Raw genomic sequence first — 16,194 nt, forward strand, 5'->3', positions numbered from 1 at the left:
CCTACTCGAACTGTGAGTGGCGTTAGTATAGCGAACGATTTCACGAAACGATAGACGTCGAAAGGGAAGGAGGCACACCGTTCGTGGTGTGCCTCCTTCCCTGCCGAGAAGTCAGATTTCGATCGGTACGTCCACGCCGAGCTCGGCGAGCACCGTCCGAATCGCCTGCGCGTCGATGCCGCTTCGGGCGTGCACGCTCTCCACCGAGGCGTGCTCTTGAAATTCGTCGGGAATGCCGAGGACCCGCACGGGCGTCTTGAGTCCCGCCTCGCTCAGGAACTCCAGCACCGCCGAGCCGAACCCGCCGACGCGCGTGTTGTCCTCCACCGTCACGAAGGCGCGCGCCTTGACCGCGAGTTGCCGCAGCATCGCCTCGTCGAGCGGCTTCACGAAGCGCGCGTTCACGACGCCCACGCCCGGCAAGTCCTGGACGGCCTTGAGCGTGTACTCGAGCGCCTTGCCGCCCGCCAAGACGACGACGGCGTCGCCTTCCACGAGGCGCTCCCACGTGCCCCACTCCAAGTCGGGCCACGTGCCTTCGGGAACGCGCTCGGTGTTGCCGCGCGGGTAACGAATCGCGACGGGACCGCCGATCTTCATGCCTGCCTTCAGCATTCCACGAAGCTCGGAGGCGTCCTTCGGCAAGCCGATGCGCACGTTGGGGATGCTTCGGAGAAACGAGAGGTCGAACACGCCGTTGTGCGTCGCGCCGTCCGGCCCGACGACACCGCCACGGTCGATCGCGAACATCACCGGCAAGTTCTCGATGGCGACGTCGTGCACGACTTGATCATAGGCGCGCTGCAAGAACGTCGAGTAGATCGCCACGATGGGTCTCAAGCCCTGCAACGCCATGCCGGCCCCGGACGTCACGGCGACTTCCTCGGCGATGCCGACGTCGAGGTAGCGATTCGGGTGCTCGCGGCTGTACTTCACGAGGCCCGACCCTTCGCGCATCGCGGGCGTGATGACGAACACCCGCGGATCGTGGCGCGCGAGTTCCGTGGCGGCGTCTCCGAAGGCGGTGCTCCACGAGTACGCGCTGGACTTCGGCGCCTCGCCCGTCTCCGGATCGAACTTGCCGGGACCGTGCCACTTGATGGGGTCGGCCTCGGCGTAATCGAGGCCCTTGCCCTTCTTCGTCACGACGTGCAGAATCGTCGGGCCGTCGAGCTCCACGAGCTTTTCCACGAGGTACACGAGCTCGAGGACGTCGTGGCCGTCCACGGGACCGACGTAGCGCACGCCCATCGCCGCGAAGGGATTCACGGAAGCGGGGTCGAAGAAGTGCCGAGCGGAGTCCTTGGCGCGCGAGAGCATGTCGGCGAGCGGCTTGCTGAACGCTCCGACCGCCTTCTTGCCCGCCCCCTCGGACTCCTGGAACCACTTTTGCACTTGCAGGGTCCGCATGAACTTGTTCATCGCGCCGACGTTCTCGGAGATGCTCATCTCGTTGTCGTTGAGGATGATCAGCATCTTCTTGCCCGAGTCGCCGATGGTGTTGAGGGCGGCCAGGGCCATGCCGCCGGTGAGCGCTCCGTCGCCAATGACGGCGGCGATGCGGTAGTCCTGCCCGAGGCTGTCGCGCGCGTACGCCATCCCGAGCGCGTTCGCGAGGCTCGTCGAGGCATGCCCCACGGTGATCGCGTCGTGCTCGCTTTCGGAGACTTTCGTGAAGCCGCTCAGGCCGCCTTCCTTCTTGATGGTCGGCATGCGGTCGCGCCGACCTGTCAGCATCTTGTGCGCGTACGCTTGGTGGCCGACGTCGAACAAGATACGGTCGCGCGGCGAGTTCAGCACATAGTGAAGCGCCACGATGATCTCCACGGCCCCGAGGCTCGACGCGAGGTGCCCTCCGCCGAGCGAACACACCCGGATGATCTCGTCGCGAAGCTCGCGCGACACGTTCGGAAGGTCCTCCTTGCGAAGCTTCTTGAGGTCCTCCGGCGAAAGAATGGCGTCCAGCAGCACTTCCTACCTCCTTCGAGCCGCGTCAGCGACTCGAGTAATTGCGCCCGACTTGCAGCAAGCTTTCGGGCGTGCGCACTTCACCGATGTACGGCGCGAACCACAACTCTGACGACGCCGGAAAGAGGTTGCCCGCTCCCGTCTCGACGATCTGACGGTTCACGACCCACACGTCTCGCCGCTCTCCGCTCGGCAGCGTGACCGTGCGTTGTTCTAGCACCGTGAAGCGGTATTCGGCTTTGCTTTCGTGTTGCACCTTGCCGTCTTGCAAGACGCGAACGGTCATGTCGCCGCTCCACACCAGTCCCGCGCGCCACTCGCTCGGCGCGGGGTACTCGCGCATTGGAGGCGTCAGCGTCACGAGCAGGCCCGGAAGCGAGAAGCCCAGCAGGAATTGGCCTTGGCCGTTGACTTGTCGGTACAGCGAGCGGTCCACGCCGCGCCCGAAGAAGCGGTACCCCGTGGCGGCGTCGTTGCCGAGCAGCGTCGGACCCGTCACCGACAGGACGTAGCGTTCGCGAGTCAAAGCTTCGCCTTCGGGCAGATACGACCAAGACAAGCCCGTCTCCAGCGGGTAGAACGAAGCGGTCGAAGGCGTCGTGGACGCCGTGGCGGTCGGCGGCGTCTCCGCCTGCCGAGGCACACACGCACCCAACGCGAGGAGCAACGTAGGCGCCAAGGCCAAACGGCGCAACGAGGACGGACGGGGAAGCACGAAGTTCAGCATAGGAAGCCCTGCAAAGCGCGACTGTTAAGTTTAAGAGGATTGCGCGCTCCGCCGAAGGGCAGGATAGCCCAACCCCATGAGGACGCGTATCCCCACGCGGTCGTAGCACTCGTCGTAAATCCTTGAAAGCGGGCTCTTTGTCCGCTTTCAAGGTCTTCGAGCGATCACAGCTTGATTTCGTCCTTGTCGTAGAGGCGCAAGTCGGCCGTCGCTTCTCGTAGCGTCTCGCCGCGCGCGCGGTCCAGGTATTTTTGCGCGGAATCGACTTGCGTCGAGAGGACGTCGACGGTCTTTTGCATGTTGCTCAGCGCCTGGCTCTTGTAGTCGCTGATGGTGTCGAGCGCCGCGTACACGTTGTCGAACGCCGCTTTGAGCTTGTCGAGGCTCACGGTCGCGCTCGCCGCGCCCTCGTGAATCGCTTGGGATTGCTGGCGCAGCATCACGGACGTGCTCTCGATGAGGTTACCGGTGGTCGTGTTGAGGGCCGTGATCTGGTCGAGGACGAGCTTCTGGTTGGCGAGCGCCTGCGACACGAGAACCGCCGTGCGAAGCGCGGACATCGTCGTGGTCGTCGCGCGGTCGACGCCTTTGATGAGCTCCAAGTTGTTTTTGCGCACGAGGTCGAGCGCGAGGTAGCCCTGCACGCACACGGCGAGTTGCGTGAGGAGGTCCGTGACCTTTTGACGCGTGTAGAACAGCATCTCCTCCTTGACGATGCGGGCCTTTTCGGGATCGCGCTGCTCCAACTCGTACACCTTCTCGGCGAGGGCCTCGTCGAGGCGGCGCCCCACGTAGACGTATTGGCGCAACTTCTGCATCGTTTCCCAGAGGTTGACCTTCTCCTGCTCGATGGAGGCGTTGTCTTTGCGAAGCTCGTCTTGCGACTTCATCAAGGTGGTCAAGATGGCGTTGAGGTGTCCTTGCGCCGATTGATACTTCAAGAAGTAGTCGTGGACCTTGGCGGGCATGGGAAGCAAGCCGAAGAGGCGGCGACCGCCGAACATGTCGCCTTGCCGTGAGGGATCGAGGCCTTCGACCGTCTTGCGAAGCTCCAGCAGGCCCTTGGCGATGCCCGACTTGTCGTCGTACAAGCCGTTCTTCGTCGCCGTCATCGGCTTTTCCAGCAGTCGGTTGGAGACGCCCGCTGCCGCTCGCATCTCGGCGTTACCGAGGTTGTGGATGGAATCGATCTTGCTCTTGAATCCTTCGCTTTGCACGTCGAGGGTCAGCACGGCGTCGATGAACTGACGAGCTTGCTGATCGAGCTTCGACGCTTGATCCGGCGTGATCTTGACCATCTCACCGCTTTGTTGCGGCGTCACCGCGGGCGTCGGCGTGGGCGGCGTCAACGTCTCGGGCGGCGTGAGTTCGGGCAGGCCGTCGTTTCGGTTCGGATCGCTCATACCCTAGAGTACGCGCGCGTGCGGGGGAAGGTTGCGTCGCCCAAAAGGCTGAGTTGGAGGCGACACACCCTAATATTCCTTGACAAGAATATTCCTGTTGAGTTATAATCGATCCACGAAGAGAGGAAGGAGGTGATGGCACACGAACGCCGCGACCTTGAGCGCCTTGGCCGAACCCAGTCGCTTCCACATCGTCGAACTGCTGATCGAGCGACCCTTGACGGTCGGCGAAATCGCGACACGGCTGCACATTCGTCAACCTCAAGCGTCCAAGCACCTTCGCGTCCTGAGCGACGCGGGCATCATCGAAATCGAAGCGGTGGCCAATCGGCGCATCTGTAAGCTGCGCGCCGAGCCTTTCCAAGAGCTCGACGACTGGCTTCGGCCGTACCGACGACTGTGGGAGGAAAGCTTCGATCGTCTCGACGAATACTTGCAGCAACTGCAGCAGTCCGAATCCACCCCCGAACACGAGGAATGACGGCTGCGAGCCACAGGAGGTTTCTTATGACCAGCACCACGCCCTTCCCGATGACGTCACGCGTCGAAGCAGGCCGAGAACTGATTTTGGAGCGGATCTTCAAAGCGCCCCGCCACCTGGTCTTCGACGCCTTCTCGCAAGCCGAACACCTCAAGAAGTGGTGGGGGCCGCGCGGCTGGGACTTGTCCTTCTGCGCCGTCGACTTTCGCCCCGGCGGCACGTGGCACTACTGCATGAAGTGCGTCGACGAAGCCCAAGGCGCGTTCTACGGCATGGAATCCTGGGGCCTGGGCATCTACGAGGACATCGAGACGCCGAGACGTATCGTCTACACCGACCACTTCTCGGACGCCGACGCGCGAATCAACGACACTATGCCGTCGACGCTCGTGACGCTGACGTTCGAAGAAGTCGACGGTGGAACAAAAATCGTCAACCGTGCCGTCTACGCTTCCGAGGAAGGCTTGAAGACCGTTTTGGACATGGGCATGCTGCAAGGCGTGACCGAGACGTGGAACCGCCTCGCCGAACACCTGGACGCCGAACAAAGCTGACGTTCGCCCCCTGCTCGTAGAACGTTGGAAGGCCCGCTCGTTCGAGCGGGCCTTCCAACGACAAGCCGGGGGCGCCGCGCGAACGTCAGCTTTGCTGACCGCCCGAGCTCGATCCGCCCATGCCGAGCTGGGACTTGAGCTTCTCGAGTTCGTCGTCGATGGCCTTGTCGCGTCCGATGTTCTTGAGTTGCGCGTCGAGGTCGTTCTCTTCGCGCAACGAGCGCATGGCGCCCGCGCGGTCTTCTTGCTGGGCCACGCGGCGCTCCATCTCCTCGAAGGCGTCCATGGCGCTGCCCGACTTGTCGAAGCCGCTCATGCGCTCCAACGTCTGGCTGGCCTTTGCGGTTTGCGCGCGGGCTTGCAGAAGTTCCTTCTTGGATTGGAACTCGTCGATCTTGCCTTCGAGGGCGCGCAGTTGCGTCTTGAGTTCCTCGACGGTCGCGCTTTGCGTCGCGACTTGCTGGGAGAAGCCCGCGGCGATGTCCTCGTAGTTCTTCTTGCGGCGCAGCGCTTCACGCGCGAGTTCCTCGCTCCCCGCCTTCAGGGCTTCGGCGGCTTTCTCGCCGTACTCCTGCGCGAGCCGGGTGTTGGTGTTTTGCTCGCGTTCGAGCTTGCTCAACTGCGCCATCGAATCGGCGACTTCGCTGCGCGCCTGCGCATACGCGTCGCGCATGTCGAGCAAAGCCTGCTCGATGATCTTGGTGGGGTCCTCGGCACGCGAGATCAAATCGTTGACGTTCGCGCGAAGCAGACGGCTGAGTCGGTCCAGGATGCTCATTCGTTCCTCCTGTACCACACTACGAGGCGAACGAGGCCACGGTTGCAGCCCGACCTCAATTCGTCCTTCATCTCCCTTCACGCTCTTCCTCGAAACGCGTCAGACGGCGGTCAGGCAAAGCGCGCGAAACGCCGCGTACACTGCGGTCATGCTCAAGCCGATCTTTTCGACGCCCCTCGCGCGGGCGTTGTCCTTGGCGGTTCTCGGCACGGCACTGCTCGGCGGGTGCGTGCCGCGCGTGCCCGTCGTGCAAGTCCCGACCTTCGAGGTGCAAGAAATACGTCTCACGAGCGTGGGCTTCACGGGGCTGATTCCGTCGAGCGCCACCTTGTCGTTGAAGCTGCGCGTGCAGAACCCCAACCCCTTCGGCATTCGAGTGGCCCGTGCGGGCGGATCGCTGTTCCTCGACGGGCAGAACGCGGGCTCGATCGAACTCCCGAACGTCGCCCTCTCGGCGAACGGCGAGGCGACTCAAAGCGCGGACGTGACCTTGCCGCTCAATCTTTCCAACGCCGCGACGTTCCTGCGCGCGGCGCGAGGCGAGGCGGTGAGCTACCGAGTGGACGGGACCTTCTCGGTGGACGCGGGCCTCTTGGGACGACCGACGTTCGGACCGTTCACGTTGGCGCAAGGCGTGCTGCGCCAGCCGCGCATCCTGCCGTGAGCCACGAAGTGAATGCGGCCGGCGATCTCGGCATCTGGGCGTACCGTCCCGACGTACCGCTGCGTGGTGCCCCTGACGGCCAACTCGCGGACTTGACGTTCAGCGCGAAGGACTTGTTCGGCGTGGCGGGATGGCCGCTCACGGGAAGTACGAGAGCGTCGCTGCCCTTCGTCGAGGAGAGCCCGGTCGTGCGCACCTTGATCGATGCGGGCGCGACGCTCGTCGGCAAGACGCACTTGCACGAAGTGGCGCTCGGCGTGCTCGGCACGAACGCGTTCGGCGGAACGCGCAATCCGCTGGACGCCGAGCGAGTGGCAGGCGGATCGAGCGGCGGCGCGGCGGCGTCCGTCGCGACCCGTGAGGTGAACTTCGCGCTCGGCACGGACACGGGCGGCTCGGTTCGCGTGCCCGCGGCGTTTTGCGGCGTCGTGGGCTTCAAACCGACGTACGGCACCTACTCGGCGCGCGGGGTGCTGCCGCTCAGCTTGACGTGCGACCACGTCGGGACCCTCTCGAACAGCACGGAGGTCTTGGCACGCGTGCACGAGGTGCTGACGAGCGAGCAGGCGAGTCCTATGTCGTGGAGCGGCGTGAGGATCGGCGTGTGGAACGTCGAGAACTGGCTCACGCCCGACGCGGCAAACGCTCTCAGGGCGTTCGAGGCGCGCGTATTGGCGCTCGGCGCGACGTCGAAACCCTTCGACTTTCCGGACGTGATGGGAACGTACTCGCCGATCGTGCTGTCGGAAGCGGCGGAGGTGCACCGCGAGGCGCTCACGACCGAGTCGCCGGGGTTCTTGCCGTTCACGCTGGGCTTGTTGAGGGCGGGCCAAGCCTTGACGGCCCAAGAGGTCGAGGCTGCCCACGAGCGGCGTGACCGCCTCGGACGGCAATTGACCGACGTGTTCGGCGCGTTCGACGTGCTGCTCGCGCCCGCCGTGCCGAGCGTCGCGCCACGGGTCGGTGAGGAGGAATTGACGCTGTCCACAGAAACGCTGCCGTACCGCGCGGCTATCCTGCGTTTGACGGCGCCTTGGAGTCTGCTGGGCGTTCCGACGATCTCCTGGCCGCTTCCCGGTCCGAACGGGCTGTCCCTCGGCGTGCAGATCATCGCGCCTCGAAAAGCGGACGCACTCGTCTTGGGCCTCGCGCTGACACTCGAACGGCTCGACCTTGAGCGAGCCTTCCCCGAATCTCGAAGGTGAAAAGATGAAACGACTGCTGACAATCTCCGCTTTGCTCGCCGCCACCCCGTCCGCGTCCGCTGCCTTCGGGTGGGGAAGTGTGAACCTCACGACGAACGCGGCGACCGTGAACGCCGGGGTGGCGTTGCTGCCCGTGCCCTTCATCGGGACTTTGGGCGTCGAAGGCGGTTTCGAGCGGCCCACCGGCACGACCGCCAACGTCCTCACGGTCGGCGCCACCCTGCGCGATGTCGGCGTGCCCCTGACGGACACGGACTTGTTTCTCGGAGCGGGCATCGTGTTCTCCGCCACGCCCGAGCCTTATCTGCAAGGCGGCTTGCGCGCGAACCTCATTGGTCCGCTGGGCCTCACCGCCACCGTGCGCGCCTACCCGGCTTCACGAGGATTCCGCGCGGGACTCGGCGCCGAGATTCGCTTCTAATCCTTCTCTTTAGATGGCCTTCATGTTCGCACGGCAGACTCTGCCGACATGCGCCTGCTGATCCTCGAAGACGACCTCGACATCCGTGCCCCCCTCGCTCGCTTTCTTCGGGAGGCAGGCTTCGCCGTCGACGAGGCGAGCCGCGCCGACGAAGCGCTGAGCTTGTGTGAAGCCTACCCCCATAGCGCCGTCATCGCCGACATTCGCTTGCCGTGCGGTGACGACGCGGGCTTCACCTTCGTTCGGGCGCTTCGCTCCAAGAACATTCCTGTGCCCGTCTTGATGCTGAGCGCGCGCGACGGCCTCGACGATCGACTCGAAGGCTTGGAACGCGCGGGAGCCGACGACTACCTCACCAAGCCCTTCCACGTGCGTGAAGTTCTCGCCCGCGTTCGTGCGCTGCTGCGGCGCGGCGAAGGCGGCGTTCGCCTGGAGGTGCTGTGGCAAGACGTCGAGATGAACTGGACTTTGAAACGCATCACGAAGGCCGGGCAGGCGGTGCACCTCACTGCCAAGGAACTGAGCGTGCTCGAACTTCTGAGTACGCACCCCGGGCGCCTCTTTTCGCGTGAAGACATCATCGACCGTGTTTGGGAGGAGTCCTACGGCGTCAACGAGAACATCATCGACGTGTATGTCCGTAACATCCGCCGTAAGCTCGGACAGGACATCCTGGAGACCTTGCGTGGAGGCGGGTACCGCTTTCCGGCGAGCCGCGCGGCATGAAACGCCTGCCCACGGCACACCTTCGAACGCTGCGTGTCCGCATGTCGTTCGCGGTCTTCGTGCTGCTCGCCTTGGCGCTCGGCGCGCTCGTCGTCTTGTCGAGCGTTCAATTGCGCCGCACGAGTCTCGAAAGCCTCGATGCCCTGCTCGCCGAGAAGGCGCGCCAAGTGCATCATCACATGCTCGATTCGTCCGCCTCGCCCGAGGCATTGCGTGACGTGCTGAGCGACGGGGTGATGCTGGTGGACGCCCGAGTCTCGCTCGGTGCACGTCGCTGGTGGGAAAGCGACGTGCGCGACATGCCCCACGCTTCGAGCCTCGGCTTCTCCGACGTCGACGGCTGGCGCATGCTGCGCGTCGAAGCCAACGGGGCCGCCATCGAGGTAGGACGGCCGCTCGCCGTCGTGTGGGCGACGCAGCGAGACTACTTGCGGGCGGCCCTGCCCGTCGCGCTTTTCATCACCGTGATCGGCTGGGCGCTCGCGTGGATGGTGGTCCGCTTCAAACTGCGGCCTCTGCGTGACATCGCCGAGTGGGCGGCGCGCCTCGACACGCGCACGGACGACCTCACCCCGCCCGCCTTGAAATACCCGGACGAGATCGCCACGGTCGCTCGCGCCTTGTGGTCGGGCGTGATGCGCCTCAGGAAGGTTCGCGAGCGTGAGCGAACCTTCCTGGCAAACGCCAGCCATGATTTGCGCACGCCGATCGCCGCCCTGCAAGCCGAAGTCGAAGTGGCCCTCAGCCGTCGGCGCACCGCCGACGAGTACCGCGAGGTGCTGGAGCGCGTTTGGACGAAAACGCAGCATTTCGAGCGCCTCAGTGTGAACCTGCTGACGCTCAACCGCGTCGAGACCGCCCTGCCCGACTTACGTCCACTCGATCTGTGGAGCGTGGCGGCAGAAGCCGTGGACCGCTTCATGCCGCTCGCGCTTTGCCTTAACATCGACTTGGACGTGGAGGGCGAGCCGAGCGACATCGAAGGCGATGAAGTGCTGCTCGCGCGCCTGCTCGACAATTTGTTGCAAAACGCCTTTCGAGCCACCTCTCCGGGAAAAGTCCTCGTCGCGGTGCGCGGCACGACGCTCGTCGTGGAAGACAATGGCGTCGGCTTCCCGGACGAGGTCCTGCGCCGCGTCGACGCCGCTGGATCCAGGCGAACGCAAGGCTTCGGGGTCGGGTTGAACGTCGTGTTCAGCATCGCCGAACTGCACGGTGGAAAAGTCACGCTGGAGCGCATGGAGGAAGGCGGGAGCCGCGTGACCGTGACCCTGAGAGCCGCTCACGATGCCCGAGAGCGCGCCGCCTAGACTGAAGGCCTCATGCCACCGCGCCTCCTCGCGTCACTCGCTGCCTGGTCGTTCGCGCTGTACTCGTCGTCGCTCGCAGCGCCCGACGTGTTCGTCGCCTATCCACCGAACGCGTCGAGCGTCGCCTTCGATCACGTTCTCTTCGAAGGCTCCGTGACGCCCGGCGCGACCCTCTCCGTCGACGGACAACTCCTGCCGGTGGATCCCGACGGCTTGTTCATCGCGTGGTTGCCGCTGCGTCCGGGCCTCAACGTCTTGAAGCTGCAAAGCGAACTCGGCGGCGAGCGCAGCGACGTGGAGTGGTGGGTCACGTCGAAGCCCGACGTCGCCCTGCCAGCCGTTTCGACGGCGCTGCGCCTCGAATCGATCGAGCCGCGAGCGAGCGTGGAAGTTTTCGACCTCTCGGGAAGCTTGGCGGCGCGAACGATCACGATTCGCTTTCACGGGGCGCCGGGCGGAACGGCGACGTACCGAGCGGGGTCGAACGCGGAGCGGCCCATGACGGAACGCCTCGACGTACCGGGCCTCTACGAGGCAAAGCTGATCTTGGGAACGTCCGACCGCTTCGTGAACCTACCCGTGACCTTGGCGCTCGTGGGACGAGACGGGCAACGCGTCACGGCCACGGCGCCCGGAACGTTGAGCGCTCGACCGGGCGGGCCCAGGAACGCGCTCGTCGTCGCGCCCGACGTCGGCATGGGAGTGAACTCGTATCTCACCGCGATCACCGACGAGGACGGCTGGCCCATCGTCTTCTCGAAGGCTGGGCAAAGCTTTCCGGTCGTCGCTCGCGTCGGCGATCGACTGCACGTCGCCCTCGAAGCGGGCCGCTTGGGATGGCTGCCGTCGAGCGCCGCCTCGTTGTCGTCAGCGCCCGCCGCGCCGTTGACGGCTCACTTGAGTTCGCCGAGCGTTCGTGCCCTACCGGGGGGCAGTCCGAGCGACGCTTCGTTCGAGGAAGTGCGCCTGCCCCTCACGGGGCGGGCTGCCTTCGAGGTGGTGCAGCCTGACGAGGGTAACTTCGCGCCGCTCAGGCTTCGCTTATTCGGAACGTCGAGCGAGGCTGACACGATAGAGGGAGCGGGCTTCGTGCGGACGGTCGACGTGACTCGGGACGCGGACACGACGAACGTGACGCTGCACTTCGCCGGGTCGGGCGCGTGGGGCTACACGACGACCTTCGACGGCAATGACCTCGTGGTCCGCGTGCGCGTTCCGCCGATCTTGGACGACGCTCGTCCGCTTTCCGGACGGCGCGTCGTACTCGATGCGGGTCACGGCGGCCGTGAGCTCGGGGGCGCGGGCAGTTTGCGGGTCCCGGAAAAAGACCTCGTCTTGCCGGTTACCCTGCGGCTCGCGCAACTTCTGCGCGAGCGTGGCGCGACCGTCTTCCTGACGCGCCAAACGGACGTCACGGTGCCGTTGTACGATCGGGCGCTCTTCGCCGAAGCGCAGAACGCGGACGTGCTCCTCAGCATCCACGCCAACGCGTTGCCGGACGGACAGCCTCCGGCCTGCTGCCGAGGAGCGGGCGCGTACTACTTTCAACCGGGGGCGAGGCGCCTCGCCCGCACCCTCGTTGACGCCGTCGTGGCGGGCGTGCCCGGCAGCGTGCGCGACACCCAAGAGGACGGCAGCGGGGTTTTCCGCCGCAACTTCGCGCTCGCCCGCCCGAGCACGCAGCTCAGCGTCCTGATGGAACTCGCTTACCTCACCGACCGGGACGACTTGCGTTTGCTGATGAGCGGCGCGGGAAGGGAAGCGTACGCACGCAGCCTCGCCGACGGCCTCGAAGCGTACTTTCGCGCGTCAGCGCAAACGCCCTAGCCCCTTGCGAATGAGCTGATCGGCGCTGAGCGAGGGATCTTCGGACAGCAACTCGGAAACGACGGCGCGCACGCCGAGTTCACGGAAGCCGAGGGCAAGCAAGGCGTCCACCGCGTCGCGCTCCGCGCTGGAGTTGAGGCCCATGGGCCGCTTCGACGCCGAGACCTCGTTGGCGAGCCGAGGCGGCAACTTGCTGCGAAGCTCCAGCGTGAGACGCTCGGCGGTCTTTTTGCCGACCCCCGAGACGCTGCTCAACAAGCCGATGTCACCGTTCAAGATGGCGTGGGCCAGCACGGCCGATGGCATGGCGCTCAGCAAGGCGAGGGCGAGCTTGCCGCCGACGCCCGACACGGACACGAGGTAATCGAACAACGTCCCGAGGTCGGCTTGATGAAAGCCGAAGAGCGTCCAAGCGTCCTCGCGAACTTGCAGGCGGGTGTGCAGCGTGGCGACTTCGCCGATGGTCAGCGTTTCGAGCGTCGTCTTCGGGCACAACGCCTCGTAGCCGACGCCACCGGCCATGATCACGGCGCTGCTTTCGCGCAACTCGCGCACGGGCCCTTCGAGAAAAGCGATCACGATTCATCTTACCAGCCGCCTGCCACTCTGTTCGTAACAGAACGCCGCTCGTCGCTCGCGCTTCACCTTCGTGCGCTAAGCTCCGTGGGTGCGCCGTAGAACTTGGCAACTCGTCAAAGACTGGGTGCTCGGCGCCATCGTGCCCGTGTGGATCGTCGCGACCTTTTTGTGCATGCTCGCCCGCGTGGACGGCAACTCCATGAATCCCACCTTGCACGACGGCGATCTGCTGCTGCTCTACAAGTTGCCGCGCTGGTTGCACGTCTGGAGCGGCAACCACGACGACTGGCCACGCCGAGGCGACATCATCGTCTTCAAAGGCCCGGCGAATCAACCTGAAAGCTACGAGACGACGATGTTCGGCTTGAAGCACCGCCCATACCTCATCAAGCGTGTCGTCGGGCTCGCCGGGGACACGATCGAGATTCGTGGTGGCTGGCTGTACCGTGACGGACGCCGCGTCGCCGAGAGCACCACGACCGGCGAGGCCGGACAGGACGAAGCCCAGGTCGTCGTTCCCGAAGGGCACGTGTACGTTCTCGGCGACAATCGACGGCTCGGAGAAAGCGTGGACTCGCGCTACTTCGGCTTCGTCGCGTATCGAGACGTCGCGGGCGTGATCGGGCCGAAGTTGTGGAGCGCGCCACCCTGAGTAAGATGACCGCATGACCTCGCAAAACCCGGCGTTCGAGCATATCGTGGTGGAGGTGCGGCCCGGTCACGTCGGCCTCGTTCGCCTCAACCGCCCCAAGGTGCTCAACGCCCTCAATGCTGCCACCCTCGCCGAGATCGTGACCGCCGTGCGCGCATTCGACGCCGACTCGAACGTGGGCGCCATCGTCATCACCGGGAGCGAACGGGCTTTCGCCGCCGGAGCGGACATCGCCGAGATGAGCGGCAAGAGCGCGGCGGACTTGCTCGCCGACGTGCGCCTCGCGCAGTGGGAAGCGCTGCGCAAGACTTCCAAGCCCTTGATCGCCGCTGTCGCCGGTTTCGCGCTCGGCGGAGGCCACGAACTCGTCATGGTGTGCGACATCGTCATCGCCGCCGAGAACGCGGTGTTCGGTCAGCCCGAAATCAACCTCGGGATCATTCCCGGTGCGGGCGGCACGCAGCGACTCGCTCGCGCGCTCGGCAAGAGCTTGGCGATGGAAATCGTGCTGAACGACCGCCGTCTCAGCGCCGACGAAGCTTTGCGGGCGGGGCTCGTGAGCCGCGTCGTGCCGACCGAGCGCGTCCTGGACGAAGCCTTGAGCGTCGCGCGCCAAATCGCCGCTCGGGCGCCCGTCGCCGTGCGCCTCGCGAAGCAAAGCGTCCTCAAAGCCTTCGACACGACCCTCGAAGTCGGCTTGGAGTTGGAACGGCACAACTTCTACCTCTTGTTCTCCACCGAAGACCAAAAGGAAGGCATGCGCGCCTTCCTGGAGAAACGCCCGCCGAATTGGAAGGGACGTTGAACGAGCGCCAAGGCATTCGGCCTTGGCGCTCGTTCGACACACCCGTGGGCGCCGTGTTCATTTTCTCCGAATCCAGCCTCGGCGTCACACTTCCTGCGGCAGCATGACGGGCTTGATCGCGTTGCCCGCGCGAACCGCCTCGAAGACCGCCTCGAAGTGGGTCATCGGTACGTGGTGGCTGATGACGGCCCGAAGGTCGACTTTGCCGCGCGTCACGAGTTCGCGCACTTGATACCAAGTCTCGAACATCTTGCGGCCCGAGATGCCCGTGACGGTCGCCGCCTTGAAGACGATGTCGTTGGCGAGATCGAACTCGATGGCGCCCGCCGGAATGCCGAGCAAGCTCGCGTGCCCGCCGTACGTCAGCGATTGGAAGCCTTGGCGAATCGCCGCCTGATTGCCGCTGAACTCCAGCAAGGTGTCCACGCCGTCTCCACGGGTCGCGTCGTACACGGCCTTCACGACGTCCGTGCTTCTCGGGTCGAGCGTGAGATCTGCGCCGAGTTCGCGCGCCTTGTGAAGCCGCGTCTCGTTCGGGTCGGTCGCGATGATGAGCGACGCTCCGCTCGCCCGCGCCACTTGAATCGCCATGAGGCCAATAGGGCCACAGCCCGTCACGAGCACCGTCCGGCTCGACACGCCAGGTCCTGCCAACGTCGTTTGAACGGCGTTTCCGAAGGGCTCTTGCAGCGACGCCACTTCCCACGGCATGTCCGGATCGTTCACCCAGGCGTTTTCGGCGGGAATCACCGCGTACTGCGCGAAGATGCCCGGCATGTCCACGCCGAGGATGCGCAAGTTCTTACAGATGTGCTTGCGGCCCGTGCGGCACTGAAGGCAGTGACCGCACGCCACGTGCGTCTCTGCGCTGACGTGATCGCCGACCTTCACCATGTCGGGATTGACGCCCGGCCCGACTTGCACGACCTTGCCGGTCATTTCGTGGCCGAAGACCATCGGCGCGGGAAAGCGCGAGCGTGCCCACGCGTCCCAGTTGTAAATGTGCATGTCGGTGCCGCAAATGCTCGTCGCCATCACCTCGACGAGAATCTCGCCGTGACTTGGCGTCGGCTCTGGAACTTCGATAAGTTGGGCGCCCGGTCGGGCTTCTTTGAAAAGGGCTCGCATAAAGCGATTCACTGTAACGCAAACGAGCGTTAGGGAGGTGATCTTGCCGTGATGCTAAGAAATCAATTCGCCGCCCGGAAATACTTCAGAAAATCGTATCCGAGTGCCCACTTTCTTCGCTTACGCTCGACGCATGAATATCACGATTCTGTGCGATACGAACGATCTCTCCGGAGGCGCTTCCGGACGCGTCGTGGAAACGCAACTCGGCTGGCTCAAGCTCGGAGACCGTGTCTTGCTGCATTTGCACGGCGCGGAAGGCGGTCGGAGCTCGCTGCAGTTTCGAGGTCGCGAGTACGACGTCGTCGTCCACGCCTTCTCCAGCTATCCCAGCGGTCGGGCGCGCGTGTTCGCTCGAATGCTCGCCTGACGTCAAGCGCTCGGCGGCGGCTCGATTCCCGTCGCGAACAACTCGTCGCCACGCGCTTCGAGCCGTACCCTCGGTAAAGGGTACAGCGCCCGCCCGATGACGCTTCGTCCCTCGCGCGCCGGATCGAACACCGAGAAATGGCACGGGCAACCCAAGACGGGGTGATCCGGGCGGTAGTTGTACGTCAACGCGACCGCGTCGGGATTCGGCAAGTGGTTCACCAGACACCCGAGGTGTGTGCACACGCGGGAAAACGCGACGAAGTGCGCGCCGGACGATGTCAGGCTGTACGCGGTGGGGCGCTCCAACCGCACGAGGACGCACGACGTGCCCGCGAACGAGAAGTCGCGCATAGAGAAGGGCTCCGGGAAGTCAGCGATGGCGGCGACGCGCCGAGGAGGCTTCGAAACGTACTTCGGCGCCCCCGCCTCGCGCTTGTCGAGCGTGACGTGCTTGGCGTAGTCGATCATGTACCCGAAAGCTCCGAGCGTCGCGCCGACTGGCAGCACCCACCAGTACTCCAACAGCTTGCGGCGCTCGATCTTACGTACCGTGCGCTTCGGAAAAGACGGCTTGGGCGTGGGCGCGTCGCTCAC

The 16,194-nt window shown here is 64.9% G+C and carries 18 protein-coding genes; 11 read left to right on the forward strand and 7 right to left on the reverse strand.

Annotated elements, in window-relative coordinates; translation table 11 throughout:
• Positions 1–111 precede the first annotated feature (111 nt).
• The 3 genes from dxs to DES52_RS03520 form a co-directional block, all read right to left on the reverse strand.
• Positions 112–1,968 carry a 1-deoxy-D-xylulose-5-phosphate synthase gene (dxs, locus tag DES52_RS03510; RefSeq protein ID WP_110885525.1) on the reverse strand — a complete coding sequence of 619 codons (1,857 nt, stop codon included), beginning with the start codon at positions 1,966–1,968 and terminating at the stop codon, positions 112–114.
• Positions 1,969–1,993: 25 nt separating this feature from the next.
• Positions 1,994–2,683 carry a hypothetical protein gene (locus tag DES52_RS03515; RefSeq protein WP_110885526.1) on the reverse strand — a complete coding sequence of 230 codons (690 nt, stop codon included), beginning with the start codon at positions 2,681–2,683 and terminating at the stop codon, positions 1,994–1,996.
• A gap of 176 nt (positions 2,684–2,859) precedes the next feature.
• Positions 2,860–4,098 (reverse strand): toxic anion resistance protein, encoded by a 1,239-nt coding sequence (locus DES52_RS03520; protein WP_110885396.1) that lies wholly within the window; start codon positions 4,096–4,098, stop codon positions 2,860–2,862.
• Between the two features lie 157 nt (positions 4,099–4,255).
• On the opposite strand from DES52_RS03520, the gene DES52_RS03525 reads away from it, so the two are divergent.
• Both DES52_RS03525 and DES52_RS03530 read left to right on the forward strand, forming a co-directional pair.
• The gene (locus DES52_RS03525) at positions 4,256–4,579 is read left to right on the forward strand and encodes an ArsR/SmtB family transcription factor (RefSeq protein WP_110885397.1); all 324 of its coding nucleotides are present in this window, start codon (positions 4,256–4,258) and stop codon (positions 4,577–4,579) included.
• 26 nt (positions 4,580–4,605) lie between these two features.
• Entirely contained in the window at positions 4,606–5,133 is a 528-nt protein-coding gene (locus DES52_RS03530) for an SRPBCC domain-containing protein (RefSeq protein ID WP_110885398.1), read from the forward strand.
• Positions 5,134–5,218: 85 nt separating this feature from the next.
• On the opposite strand, the gene DES52_RS03535 is transcribed toward DES52_RS03530, so the two are convergent.
• Complete coding sequence (locus DES52_RS03535; protein ID WP_110885399.1) at positions 5,219–5,911, reverse strand: PspA/IM30 family protein; 693 nt, start codon at positions 5,909–5,911, stop codon at positions 5,219–5,221.
• 148 nt (positions 5,912–6,059) lie between these two features.
• Here DES52_RS03535 and DES52_RS03540 point away from each other — a divergent pair, with 148 nt between their 5' ends.
• Genes DES52_RS03540 through DES52_RS03565 form a run of 6 tightly spaced genes read left to right on the forward strand, consistent with a single transcriptional unit; the run spans position 6,060 to position 12,064 of the window.
• Entirely contained in the window at positions 6,060–6,575 is a 516-nt protein-coding gene (locus tag DES52_RS03540) for an LEA/WHy family protein (RefSeq protein ID WP_110885400.1), read from the forward strand.
• A gap of 8 nt (positions 6,576–6,583) precedes the next feature.
• Entirely contained in the window at positions 6,584–7,780 is a 1,197-nt protein-coding gene (locus DES52_RS03545) for an amidase (RefSeq protein ID WP_110885527.1), read from the forward strand.
• 4 nt (positions 7,781–7,784) lie between these two features.
• Entirely contained in the window at positions 7,785–8,201 is a 417-nt protein-coding gene (locus tag DES52_RS03550) for a hypothetical protein (RefSeq protein WP_110885401.1), read from the forward strand.
• 48 nt (positions 8,202–8,249) lie between these two features.
• Positions 8,250–8,927: a response regulator transcription factor gene (locus DES52_RS03555; RefSeq protein WP_110885402.1), complete on the forward strand. Its 678-nt coding sequence runs from the start codon at positions 8,250–8,252 to the stop codon at positions 8,925–8,927.
• On the forward strand, positions 8,924–10,237 hold the full coding sequence (locus tag DES52_RS03560) for a sensor histidine kinase (protein ID WP_110885403.1): 1,314 nt from the start codon (positions 8,924–8,926) through the stop codon (positions 10,235–10,237). The genes DES52_RS03555 and DES52_RS03560 overlap by 4 nt, the downstream gene beginning before the upstream one ends.
• Before the next feature lie 12 nt (positions 10,238–10,249).
• The gene (locus DES52_RS03565; RefSeq protein WP_110885404.1) at positions 10,250–12,064 is read left to right on the forward strand and encodes an N-acetylmuramoyl-L-alanine amidase family protein; all 1,815 of its coding nucleotides are present in this window, start codon (positions 10,250–10,252) and stop codon (positions 12,062–12,064) included.
• Here DES52_RS03565 and ruvA read toward each other — a convergent pair.
• Positions 12,047–12,643, reverse strand: coding sequence for a Holliday junction branch migration protein RuvA (gene ruvA, locus DES52_RS03570; RefSeq protein WP_110885405.1), 597 nt, complete (start codon positions 12,641–12,643; stop codon positions 12,047–12,049). The genes DES52_RS03565 and ruvA overlap by 18 nt on opposite strands.
• 88 nt (positions 12,644–12,731) lie before the next feature.
• Here ruvA and lepB point away from each other — a divergent pair, with 88 nt between their 5' ends.
• Together lepB and DES52_RS03580 are read left to right on the forward strand one after the other, a co-directional pair.
• Complete coding sequence (lepB, locus tag DES52_RS03575; protein ID WP_110885406.1) at positions 12,732–13,295, forward strand: signal peptidase I; 564 nt, start codon at positions 12,732–12,734, stop codon at positions 13,293–13,295.
• Positions 13,296–13,308: 13 nt separating this feature from the next.
• Positions 13,309–14,100, forward strand: coding sequence for an enoyl-CoA hydratase-related protein (locus DES52_RS03580; protein WP_110885407.1), 792 nt, complete (start codon positions 13,309–13,311; stop codon positions 14,098–14,100).
• Positions 14,101–14,184: 84 nt separating this feature from the next.
• Here DES52_RS03580 and tdh read toward each other — a convergent pair whose 3' ends face one another.
• Entirely contained in the window at positions 14,185–15,228 is a 1,044-nt protein-coding gene (gene tdh, locus DES52_RS03585; RefSeq protein ID WP_110885408.1) for an L-threonine 3-dehydrogenase, read from the reverse strand.
• Between the two features lie 133 nt (positions 15,229–15,361).
• Here tdh and DES52_RS03590 point away from each other — a divergent pair, with 133 nt between their 5' ends.
• Positions 15,362–15,598, forward strand: a complete 237-nt coding sequence (locus DES52_RS03590; RefSeq protein ID WP_146237179.1) for a hypothetical protein — start codon at positions 15,362–15,364, stop codon at positions 15,596–15,598.
• A gap of 2 nt (positions 15,599–15,600) precedes the next feature.
• Here the strand turns inward: DES52_RS03590 and DES52_RS03595 are convergent, their stop codons facing one another.
• The gene (locus DES52_RS03595) at positions 15,601–16,194 is read right to left on the reverse strand and encodes a Rieske 2Fe-2S domain-containing protein (protein WP_245900660.1); all 594 of its coding nucleotides are present in this window, start codon (positions 16,192–16,194) and stop codon (positions 15,601–15,603) included.

The sequence above is a fragment of the Deinococcus yavapaiensis KR-236 genome, from assembly GCF_003217515.1.
GTDB classification, from domain to species: domain Bacteria; phylum Deinococcota; class Deinococci; order Deinococcales; family Deinococcaceae; genus Deinococcus_A; species Deinococcus_A yavapaiensis.

What these genes read in the sequence shown, in the direction of transcription:
- DES52_RS03530 (WP_110885398.1), top strand. Translation starts at nt 4,606, where the DNA reads ATGACCAGCACCACGCCCTTCCCGATGACGTCACGCGTCGAAGCAGGC.
- DES52_RS03560 (WP_110885403.1), top strand. Translation starts at nt 8,924, where the DNA reads ATGAAACGCCTGCCCACGGCACACCTTCGAACGCTGCGTGTCCGCATG.
- DES52_RS03540 (WP_110885400.1), top strand. Translation starts at nt 6,060, where the DNA reads ATGCTCAAGCCGATCTTTTCGACGCCCCTCGCGCGGGCGTTGTCCTTG.
- DES52_RS03555 (WP_110885402.1), top strand. Translation starts at nt 8,250, where the DNA reads ATGCGCCTGCTGATCCTCGAAGACGACCTCGACATCCGTGCCCCCCTC.
- DES52_RS03550 (WP_110885401.1), top strand. Translation starts at nt 7,785, where the DNA reads ATGAAACGACTGCTGACAATCTCCGCTTTGCTCGCCGCCACCCCGTCC.
- tdh (WP_110885408.1), bottom strand. Translation starts at nt 15,228, where the DNA reads ATGCGAGCCCTTTTCAAAGAAGCCCGACCGGGCGCCCAACTTATCGAA.
- DES52_RS03565 (WP_110885404.1), top strand. Translation starts at nt 10,250, where the DNA reads ATGCCACCGCGCCTCCTCGCGTCACTCGCTGCCTGGTCGTTCGCGCTG.
- DES52_RS03580 (WP_110885407.1), top strand. Translation starts at nt 13,309, where the DNA reads ATGACCTCGCAAAACCCGGCGTTCGAGCATATCGTGGTGGAGGTGCGG.
- DES52_RS03590 (WP_146237179.1), top strand. Translation starts at nt 15,362, where the DNA reads ATGAATATCACGATTCTGTGCGATACGAACGATCTCTCCGGAGGCGCT.
- DES52_RS03535 (WP_110885399.1), bottom strand. Translation starts at nt 5,911, where the DNA reads ATGAGCATCCTGGACCGACTCAGCCGTCTGCTTCGCGCGAACGTCAAC.
- DES52_RS03520 (WP_110885396.1), bottom strand. Translation starts at nt 4,098, where the DNA reads ATGAGCGATCCGAACCGAAACGACGGCCTGCCCGAACTCACGCCGCCC.